10 protein-coding genes and 2 pseudogenes are annotated in these 8,925 nt (G+C 62.0%); 2 read left to right on the top strand and 10 right to left on the bottom strand.

The annotated features are described in order from the left end of the window. Positions 1 to 294: 294 nt before the first annotated feature. The 8 genes and pseudogenes from EOD07_RS12625 to EOD07_RS12600 all read right to left on the bottom strand — a co-directional run bounded on the left by EOD07_RS12625 (position 295) and on the right by EOD07_RS12600 (position 6,099). On the bottom strand, positions 295 to 2,541 hold the full coding sequence (locus EOD07_RS12625; protein WP_127235681.1) for a molybdopterin cofactor-binding domain-containing protein: 2,247 nt from the start codon (positions 2,539 to 2,541) through the stop codon (positions 295 to 297). Further along, positions 2,538 to 3,407: an FAD binding domain-containing protein gene (locus EOD07_RS12620; protein WP_127235680.1), complete on the bottom strand. Its 870-nt coding sequence runs from the start codon at positions 3,405 to 3,407 to the stop codon at positions 2,538 to 2,540. Before EOD07_RS12620 ends, EOD07_RS12625 begins: the two co-directional genes overlap by 4 nt. Beyond that, entirely contained in the window at positions 3,407 to 3,889 is a 483-nt protein-coding gene (locus EOD07_RS12615; RefSeq protein WP_245470090.1) for a (2Fe-2S)-binding protein, read from the bottom strand. The genes EOD07_RS12620 and EOD07_RS12615 overlap by 1 nt, the downstream gene beginning before the upstream one ends. 223 nt (positions 3,890 to 4,112) lie before the next feature. After that, positions 4,113 to 4,181, bottom strand: a pseudogene (locus tag EOD07_RS37635) (XRE family transcriptional regulator); the annotation flags it as partial. A 124-nt stretch (positions 4,182 to 4,305) separates the two neighbouring features. Then, the gene (locus tag EOD07_RS39060; protein WP_281059048.1) at positions 4,306 to 4,515 is read right to left on the bottom strand and encodes a hypothetical protein; all 210 of its coding nucleotides are present in this window, start codon (positions 4,513 to 4,515) and stop codon (positions 4,306 to 4,308) included. Continuing rightward, entirely contained in the window at positions 4,491 to 4,700 is a 210-nt protein-coding gene (locus EOD07_RS39055; protein WP_281059049.1) for a hypothetical protein, read from the bottom strand. The genes EOD07_RS39060 and EOD07_RS39055 overlap by 25 nt, the downstream gene beginning before the upstream one ends. Before the next feature lie 189 nt (positions 4,701 to 4,889). Beyond that, positions 4,890 to 5,414, bottom strand: a complete 525-nt coding sequence (locus EOD07_RS12605) for a hypothetical protein (RefSeq protein ID WP_206519463.1) — start codon at positions 5,412 to 5,414, stop codon at positions 4,890 to 4,892. 58 nt (positions 5,415 to 5,472) lie between these two features. Continuing rightward, a complete protein-coding gene (locus EOD07_RS12600) occupies positions 5,473 to 6,099 on the bottom strand; it encodes a hypothetical protein (RefSeq protein WP_127235682.1) in 627 nt (208 codons plus the stop codon). 741 nt (positions 6,100 to 6,840) lie between these two features. On the opposite strand from EOD07_RS12600, the gene rnk reads away from it, so the two are divergent. After that, a complete protein-coding gene (rnk, locus tag EOD07_RS12595; RefSeq protein WP_127235679.1) occupies positions 6,841 to 7,305 on the top strand; it encodes a nucleoside diphosphate kinase regulator in 465 nt (154 codons plus the stop codon). Positions 7,306 to 7,467: 162 nt separating this feature from the next. Beyond that, entirely contained in the window at positions 7,468 to 8,031 is a 564-nt protein-coding gene (locus tag EOD07_RS12590) for a nucleoside-diphosphate kinase (RefSeq protein ID WP_127235678.1), read from the top strand. An 8-nt stretch (positions 8,032 to 8,039) separates the two neighbouring features. On the opposite strand, the gene EOD07_RS12585 is transcribed toward EOD07_RS12590, so the two are convergent. Next, on the bottom strand, positions 8,040 to 8,585 hold the full coding sequence (locus EOD07_RS12585) for a DUF488 domain-containing protein (RefSeq protein ID WP_127235677.1): 546 nt from the start codon (positions 8,583 to 8,585) through the stop codon (positions 8,040 to 8,042). A gap of 62 nt (positions 8,586 to 8,647) precedes the next feature. Beyond that, positions 8,648 to 8,925: pseudogene (locus EOD07_RS12580) on the bottom strand (LysR family transcriptional regulator); the annotation flags it as partial.

Below are 8,925 nucleotides of genomic sequence, written 5' to 3'. Positions count from 1 at the left end.
ATCATTGTCTCACCATCGCCGCCCATAGCTTTGATCTAGCGCAAAGATCAGGCGCTTTCTGAAGCGTAGCGTGAGTTGGAGTTATCCTCGCTTTCTGTCCCAACAGAGATAATTTTTCGAAACTGCTCAGCAAGAGATGCGATGCCTGTCCTCGGCGCCTTGGGCATCGCGTGGAGGTTGGCCGACAACAACCCCAGCGAGGCACCTAAGACATGACGACACGCATGGAACTTGTCTGTCCGGCAGGGACCCCGCTACGATCCGCCGAGCAAGCCGACACAGTCGCTTGCTTCCTCAGTCTATCGCCGCAAGGACGCGCTCGGGCGAAAGCGGCAGTTGCGTGAGCTCGGCACCCAAAGCGTCGTTCACGGCGTTGACCACCGCCGCCGCCACCGGGATCGTCGCAATCTCCCCAACGGCCTTGGCGCCGAAGGGGCCGGTGGGCTCACCCTCTTCGACGAGCAGCACGCGTATCGGCGGCATCTCGGGCGCATTGGCCAGCGTGTAGCGGCTGAAACTGTCACCGCGCATCCGGCCCGTGGCGCGATCGATTGCTACATCCTCATAGAGCGCATAGCCGATGCCGATCTGGATCCCCCCGTGGATCTGACCCTCCACCAGCATCGGGTTGATCGCCCGGCCGATGTCATGAACGGCGAGATAGTCGGTCACCTTCACGCGACCGGTGAGCCTATCGACCTCGACCTCCGCGAAATGCGCCGCATAGGAGCCTGGATTGGCCTGGGCGCGATAGGTTTCGGTCGCCGCCGGCAGTTCGATCCCGCGGCTGACCAAGCGGGCAGCGAGGTCCTTAAGCGCGATGCCGGCATCATCCCGGCGACGCACAGTGCCGGCTTCCAGATGAAGATCATCGGCCGGCCTGTTCAGCTCCAGACCGCCGGCTGCGCGGATCGACGCTGCAAGGGCAACGCCGGCGCGACGGATGGCTTCCCCGCAAATATAGGTCATGCGGCTGGCTCGCGTGCCGAGATCGTAGGGACAGGTATCGGTATCGGCGGGAACGACGACGATGTCGGATGCCCTTAACCCCAGCGTCTCGGCCGCGATCTGCGCCAGCGTTGTGTCAGCCCCACAGCCAAGATCGTGGAGCGCGCAGACGAGTTCGGCCCGCCCGTCCGGCAACAGCCGTAACGATGCCGTGGTTTCCTCATGGAACCCGGGATAACAGCCATTGATGTGGGTAGCCGAGGCTACTCCTACCCCTCGGCGCCATCGCCCCTGCCCAACACCCTTCTGGCGGCGTCCAACCCAGCCGAAGGCTTCGGCCCCGCGCGCCAGGCACTCGCGACCGCGGGCATTGCCAACATCGAGCCCCTGCCAAGGCTCAATCGCGCCGGGACCGACGAGGTTTCTCTGGCGCAAGGCCACCGGATCCATGCCCATTCGGCGGGCGGCTATATCCAGCGAAATCTCCGCTATGGTGTGAATTTGCGGCGAGCCATAGCCGCGGAATGCGCCTGCCGACACGGTGTTCGTATAGACGGCGCGGCCGCGATAGCGCTCCGCCGGAACGTCATAGAGCCGCACCAGCCGCTGAAGCATCGAACCGGGCAGGTAGTTGCCGCCGGTGCAGTAGGCGCCGATGTCGACGAGCGTCTCGGTCTCGCGTGCGAGGATTCGGCCGTCGGAGCTAAGCCCGATACGCATCCGCCCCGTGACGCTGGAGCGCGTGCGGGTAGCAGTGAATGTCTCACGCCGGTCGTAGCGAATAATGACCGGACGGCCGAGCTTCAGGGCGAAGAAGGCGCACAGAGGGTCGAGGATCGGCTCCGCCTTTCCTCCGAACGAGCCGCCTATAGGGGTTTTTTGCACCCTTATCTTCTCGGGCGGCAGGCCGAGCGCCTGACCGACGACCGCCTGGACGGCAAAGACGCTCTGGCACGGAGACAGGATCAGGATGCGGCCGTCGGGCTCGGGCCTGGCGATACAGGCATGGGTCTCCACGGCACAATGATGGCTGCGCGGGGTGGTGACGCGGGTCTCGACGATCAGATCGGCGGCGGCGAAGCCGGCGTCCGGGTCGCCATGGACGAAGGTCTCGCCGGCAACGGGGTTCAGGAATGTCGGGGTATCGTCTTCCCGCAGCGGCAGCCCCGCATGAGCGAGCGCGACCTCAGGATCGAAGATGGCGGGAAGATCCGAATAGTCGACCTCGATCAGCCCCGCCGCACGGCGTGCGATCTCTTCCGTGTCGGCAACCGCCGCCGCCACTCGATCGCCCACGTGGCGCACGATCTGTGGAAACATCTGCTCGTCCGCCAGCGCCTTCTGCCCTGAAAACCATATCGAGCTGTTGTAGAGGTGGGAGGGCGTATTGCCGTGCCAGAACACGTCGCGCACCCCCTCGACCGCCAACGCGGCCGCCGTATCGACACCGACGACTTGAGCGTGGGGACGGGTGCTCAGCACGAGCGCGCCATGCAGCAGGCCATCGATATGCAGGTCGGCAGTGAAGCGCAAGGCGCCGGTCAGTTTCGCGACGCCGTCGACAAGCGGCACGCGACGGGACAACTGGTTCATCGCGCTGCGTCCTCGAACAGATGCTCGCGCGGGCTCAGCCCAAGCGCTTGCGCAACCAGGTTGAGCCCTAGCCCGGCGATCGCGCGGCGCTTGTAAGCTTGCGAGCCCCGGCCCGGGATCGCCGCATCGACCTCGGCGGTCAGGGCCGAAAGAAAATCGCGCAGCGTGGCGGGAGCCAGTTCCTTGCCCACCAGGGCTGCCTCTGCGAGAGGCAGACGCAACGGACGAGGTCCCAGTGCTCCGGCGGCGATCCGCACATTGCCAAAGTGATCGTCCCGGAACTCGGCCAGCAGCGCGATATTGAGGCGCGAGATGCTCAGGTCCTGCCTTGGCCCGAGCTTGACGAAAGCGCTGCGCGGAAGGAGGCCGCTCCTTGGCAGGATCACTTCCGCGATCAAGTGTCCCCGGTCAGGCGCGTAGCCGCAAATTGCGAGCTCGCACGATGCGCCGTCACGTCCGATGCACTCCAGCCGAGCTCCTGCTGCGACCAGTACGGGCAGAAGGTCGGCGGCCGGGGCTGCATTTGCGATATTGCCGCCGATGGTGGCCCGGTTGCGGATTTGAACGGATCCGCATTGCGCGGCGGCCTCGGCTAGGGCGGGCAGCCGCGCTCGGAGCCCGTGATCGGCAGCTATCGCAGCGACAGTGGTGGCGCCGCCAATGCGGATATCGCCGCTATCGGTGGAGATGAAGGCCATGCCCGCTATGCGAGAGAGATCGATCAGCAATCCACCCGCAGGCGGTGGGCGGCGTGCGATCAGCATGTCCGTCCCGCCGGCGATGAAGGTCATCGGACCCTCCGTCGCGGCGAACAACGCCCGCAGCTGCGACATGTCGGCCGGCGCGGCGACCGAGAGCCCTTCCATCAATAAGTCTCCTGGCGAGCGGCGGCGTGGGCGGCGATGGCCTGGACGATGGTCTCGAAACCTGTGCAGCGGCAGATATTGCCGGCCAACGCGTGGCGGATTTCGGCTTCGACTGGATTGGGACTGGCACGCAAGAGCCCCTCGGCGGCCGCCAGCGTCCCTGGGGTGCAGTAACCGCATTGCACTGCGCCTAGCTGCAAGAAAGCATCTTGCAGACCATTGCCCTCGCCGAGTCCCTCGATGGTGGTAACTTCGCGCTCCGCGGCCTGGAACGTCAGCATCAGGCAAGAGTTGACCGGCTGGCCATCCAGCAACACGGTGCAGGCTCCGCACTCTCCTTCGCAACAGCCTTCCTTGACACCTGTCAGGCCAAGGACTTCGCGAAGAAACCCGCTTAGCCGCGAAACGGCCGAAACCTCTGCCTCGACCGCCTGACCGTTAACCTGCAAAGATATTCTCATAGTCTGGAACGGTTCTGGCATAGATGCGCTGCTACGTTGCTTGTTTACACTTCTCATCTATCGACAACGGCCTTCCAGCCGCCTGAATCACTTTGATTTCTGCCAGTATCGTGCCAGGAGTCTTTCGTTACTGCAACGCGACAATGCGCACAAACTGTTGCGATTGCGCACTTTAAACGTCAAATGTTATACATTGTAAACGGAGTTTGGATATTGTTATCGAGCGCGCTGGGAAGTGCGCGACCTCGGCCAGACCGATGGGAATGCCGTCAAGGATCCGTTTCAGCGCGCCGACCGATGGGTTGGAAGCATTCTAATTCGCAGACTTTGAGTCTTTTACGGACAAAGCGCAGAAGGAAAGCGATTGCATTCGCAGGACGGACTCCGAACCAGCCAGGACTGCTACTCTTGGATAATGTCGCCGGTGTAGGTCACTGCTATTCCGGCAGAAGTTCCTGATAGGCGCGCCGCGCCGCGAGGTAGCGATCAAACGGAAATCGGATCGGAACCCCTTCTAGCGCCGCGGCGAGCATATCGAGATGCGCCTCGAATCCCGCACATGCCTTGGCAATGTCTTCCCCTGCCGACACTTGCACAGTTAGTGTCAGCGCGGTGCCCCTGTCTACGGCATCCAGTTCCCAACGCAACGGCCGACTCGCTCCATCTCCGCTGCTCCATGAATAGGCGAGCAGTCGCGGCGGATTAACGCAAGCACGGTGCTGTCGATCACCACTCCGCTGTCGCCGAAATCGATGTGAACTCGACCGCCTTTACGCAACTCGATTGAACCTGGAGCAAGCCACCGCACGAATTGTGGTGGCTCGGTCAACATACGCCAGACCGTATCCTGTTTGTGTCCCATCCAGCGCTTGAGGCATCCTTCAAAACCTTCCGCGAGACGTCGAATCTGACCTGGCTAAATAGCGTCGTCATTCATCGAACTTCTCCCCATCGGTGTTGCCATTCAGGGGAATCTAACGGCACACCTGTCTGACCGTATGATGCCGTCAGCGAATAAATATCAGCCACTACGGACCTGACGATAAAGATCGAAGACCCGAGCCAACTCGCGTACATGGAAATCCTGCGCCAGGGGACCTTCGGGAGCGCCCGCAAAAAGCCCCAGCGCCTCAGCGGTCATGAAGAAACCGGGTGCGGGCAAGTCGTGGCGCAGGCGGCCAACGCAAAGCGACGCCAAAAGCGGCCGGCCTGCTTCGGCATCTTCCGCCATCAGCTTTTCCAGTAAGCCGGCGACTCTATGGATAGTCTGCGGCGGCACGAGGCCGAGCCGCTCGGCGAGGTCCTTGTAGGTTACAAGGGTCTCGGCTTGCGCCAGTTCGATCAAGATCTGGCGCAACCGATCCTTCAACACGCTGGCATCCTCATCCCCTGACAATTGCGGAAGCCTCATCCTCAGCCCAGACCCTTGGACGCAAGCACCGGATTGCATCAACTCCAGCCCGCTTCCCTCGATCGCCTCATTGCGATCCGGAACCGCCCTCATGAGTTCCGGCGCCTTGGCAAAATATTCAAGCCTCGACAGCATCGTTTCTGTCCCTTCCTGACTGCGGCGGTCGTACCGTAAGGGGCCGCCGGATGGCTGTTCAGGCTGCGGCCTTCCATTCGCAAACTCGGATGAGTGCAGGATCATCTGCGTGCCGGACCAGCATTTGCTCGACACGGGCCTGCCAGAGCGTCGCAAAACGTTCCTGCTCGTCCTCATCGGCCTGTTCTGTCATGACCCGGGGAAGCAATACCTGCATCTCGCGCGCGAACGGGACGACGGTCATATCAAGGTCAAGGATCACACCCTGCCCATTGTCGTTCCGCCGGAGCGCCATGATGCCGTCGAACGTTGCGTCGAAACGCAGGAGATCGCGGCGCGTGAACCGGCGGCGCGTGCCGATGCCATCAAAGCCGGTCTCGGGCGCAGCCCCCGTGAGCAGCGTTGCCACTGCCGCGATCACGCCCGTCGTACCCTCGTCGCGCGGGGCACGCAGGTAGACTTTCACATTGCCTCGCTCGGGCAACTCGCCGCCGTAGAGTTGGCTGAGCCCGCGTCGTACCATCAGATAAGCGCCGGCGACGATGGGACAGGAATGGCCAGCGAGCTTCACGGCATCTGCGTAGGCATAGGACATCACTCCGCTTTTCGAGAGGCCGAGGAATGCAGCCAAAGGATCGCGCAGCGTGATCGTGGGCGCTTCAGAAAAGAAGCCGGGAAACTCCATCGCATCCTCCGACATATGATCGCGCGGCTCCTCCATCGGCGATGGAGGAGCCGTGCCACTGCACAAAACATGCATTCATAATTCATGTTAAATCGGATGACAATCCAGGCACGATGCCGCGCCGATGCGGCAGACGACGAGTAAAGCGCTCGCGATCAAAGATGGCAGCGGCTTCTTTCTGTCCTGCGATGTCGAGCGTGATCCACGACGTGGACCAACCACCCAGCCTGTCACGGCAAATCATGTCGAAAGCCTAACCGGAATTCCGGTTATTTCCGCTACGAGCCCCAGATGTGAACGGCACAACGAGATAGCTCGCGACATGACCCTACGCCTCGTCTTCCTCGGGCTGGCGGAAGAGCGATCGAGGGGAACCGACATAAACAGGACTGGAAGGGAAATGGTGATAAGCGTGTTGCACGGCGTTCGCTCGGAATAGCTCAAGGCTGTCACGGCTGAACAGCTTACCTTGACTTCCGCAATTGTCTCCCCAACTATAGCCTTATGAATGCCACCGAAATTCTTTGCGATTTTCTTTTCCGGGCCTGCCCCATCGCGGGATATTAACCCCCGGCTCACCGGCCATGTGCCCCGAGCCGAGGGGCATAACTTCCATCGACATGGGATGATCCGCAGGGCTGCACCTGCCCGGGCATCGTCGCTTCGAGCAAAAAACTCTCCGAATTGGCCCGTTGCCGCCATCTTGAGGTGGCTGGCTCATCAAAAATTATGAGAATTCAAATGCTGAACAACACAAAGATCCGGCGTAAGCCGAATATCCGCATCTCGCAGGCGGATCATGAGCGCTTATCGGCGCTCGCGAGCACCGTTGCCGCAAGAAATCCTGAAGCTTCCGATGAACTGCTTGCCGAACTCGAGCGCGCGCGTGTCGTTGCCGACGGCTGGGTTTCCGCCGGCACTGTCCGGATGGGCTCGGCTGTGACGTTCAAGCCCGACACCGGCGATCGGAAAACGGTGACGCTGGTTTATCCGGGCGACGCGGACATCTCTGAAGGCAAGGTTTCAGTCCTGACGCCGATCGGCACGGCCTTGATCGGTCTCTCTGCTGGACAGTCGATCATGTGGACGGCCCGAGACGGGCGCCGGCACGAACTGCTGGTGCTTGGTGTCAGTCACCCCGCCTCCGAAGGCGATGGTGCCGAGCGTCTCGCACTAGCGTCTCCGGCGATCGCGGCGGGCCCCTAGACATGGGTGTCTCCGTCCGTCTCCTCAATCATGCAGGCAGTCTGATCGCGGGAGTCTGACCCCTGGGCCGGCCTATCTTGGTCAGGCGCAGGGGTAGCTTCCACCACCCGATCAATTGCTTGTTGCCGGATCCCCTTTCACAGGCCCGGCTGGAGACGTGTCATGCCTAGTACCGATAGTTGCCTACTGACCACCAAGGACTACACGATCCTTGAGGTCATACGGGAGCGCCATCCGATGCGCGACGAGCCCTTCTCGGCTATTCTTCAACGGAAGATTTCGAGCGCAGTTGTAATGTTTCGGGAAGACATCCCGGCAAACGTCGTGACGCTCAGCAGCCGCGTGGCTTATCGGTTGAACGACGGTCCTGCCGAAACCCGCATCGTCGCACACGACCACATGCGCGGTCTGGTTGGCATGCTTTTGCCTATTACCAATGCGCGCGGCCTGGCGCTGCTCGGCCTGGCCGAGGGTCAGTCCATGTCCATCCCGACAGCGGACGGCAGCCTTGAAACGCTGACCGTGCATGAAGTGGTTTATCAACCAGAAGCCGCAAGGCGCGAGAGGCTGAAACTGGCCGGAGTAGCCGCGCCTGACCCGTATCGCCCGAGCGGACCGGGCCTGCGTGTCGTCCATCGTTCCGATGAACCGCGCGATGAAGCCCCGAACACGGTTGGGGCGGCATTGGACACCGGGTTCGACGACCCGGGTCCGTCGGCCGCTTGAGAATTCGGCTATCCCGGTGGCGGTGAAGGCGGGTAGACAAGCGTTCCGTCGGCCCTCGCCCGCACGCCGTCGGTGAGTTTCGCCGTCTCGACCTTGTCATGGCCCATCAGGTGGAAAACGGTTTCGCCGTGGCTGATCAGATAGTCAGCCACGATTCTCCTGTGGCAGCGCCACCACAGCGTTTCCGAGCACATGATGGCACACCGCCGCTGCCTGCCGAGGGACATAAGCCGCCTCACGCCCTCATGGAACTCCGTCGACAGCGCGTAGTCGGCGTAGTTGTGAAAACTCTGGTTGATCCAGAATGCGTTGAGCGTCGGTGGAACGTCGTGTGCCTTGCCGCGCAGGCCGCCGAGCTCGGCAATGTACTCATAGCCGATGCCAAACGCCGCCAGGCTTTCGGGAAGCACCTCGCTGTTGAATTGCGGGTTCGCCCGCGACCGTCTGACGGTCCTTATGTCGACCACCAGGGCGACTTCTCCAACTCGCAGCAGGGCGACGAACTCGGCGATCGATCTGTTCGAGTGACCGATGGTGTAAAATGGATAAGGCATGTTCAGTCATTCCGTGGCGATCCATCCTTCCGGTCAGGTATTTTCACGGCTGGCGGGAACGATCATTTCACAACCTCCTTCAGGCCGCGAAGCGCCTCCTGGATATCGGCCCTCGCCTCGCCCGCCTCGGGGTAGACCGCATAAGCCGGATAGGTGAATTCCGGCGCGCCCTCCACGACCTCCAGTTCTCCCGCCTCGATATGGGGAGCGGCTGCGCCCCTGCGGAAATAGCCTCTCCCGCCGGCGCGCAGGATATAGCTCAAGCCCAGTGGGCCGAGTCCGACCAGCACTCCCGGCTCGCCAAATGTCGTGGAGCTGGCGCCATGCAACGCCGCGAACA

The sequence above is a fragment of the Mesorhizobium sp. M2C.T.Ca.TU.002.02.1.1 genome, assembly GCF_003997225.1.
This window is presented reverse-complemented; position numbering and strand designations above follow the sequence as displayed.

Excerpts from the sequence above, each read along its gene's own strand:
- EOD07_RS12625 (WP_127235681.1), bottom strand. The coding sequence starts at position 2,541 with ATGAACCAGTTGTCCCGTCGCGTGCCGCTTGTCGACGGCGTCGCGAAA.
- EOD07_RS12620 (WP_127235680.1), bottom strand. The coding sequence starts at position 3,407 with ATGGAAGGGCTCTCGGTCGCCGCGCCGGCCGACATGTCGCAGCTGCGG.
- EOD07_RS12615 (WP_245470090.1), bottom strand. The coding sequence starts at position 3,889 with ATGCCAGAACCGTTCCAGACTATGAGAATATCTTTGCAGGTTAACGGT.
- EOD07_RS39055 (WP_281059049.1), bottom strand. The coding sequence starts at position 4,700 with ATGTTGACCGAGCCACCACAATTCGTGCGGTGGCTTGCTCCAGGTTCA.
- EOD07_RS12605 (WP_206519463.1), bottom strand. The coding sequence starts at position 5,414 with ATGCTGTCGAGGCTTGAATATTTTGCCAAGGCGCCGGAACTCATGAGG.
- EOD07_RS12600 (WP_127235682.1), bottom strand. The coding sequence starts at position 6,099 with ATGGAGTTTCCCGGCTTCTTTTCTGAAGCGCCCACGATCACGCTGCGC.
- rnk (WP_127235679.1), top strand. The coding sequence starts at position 6,841 with ATGCTGAACAACACAAAGATCCGGCGTAAGCCGAATATCCGCATCTCG.
- EOD07_RS12590 (WP_127235678.1), top strand. The coding sequence starts at position 7,468 with ATGCCTAGTACCGATAGTTGCCTACTGACCACCAAGGACTACACGATC.
- EOD07_RS12585 (WP_127235677.1), bottom strand. The coding sequence starts at position 8,585 with ATGCCTTATCCATTTTACACCATCGGTCACTCGAACAGATCGATCGCC.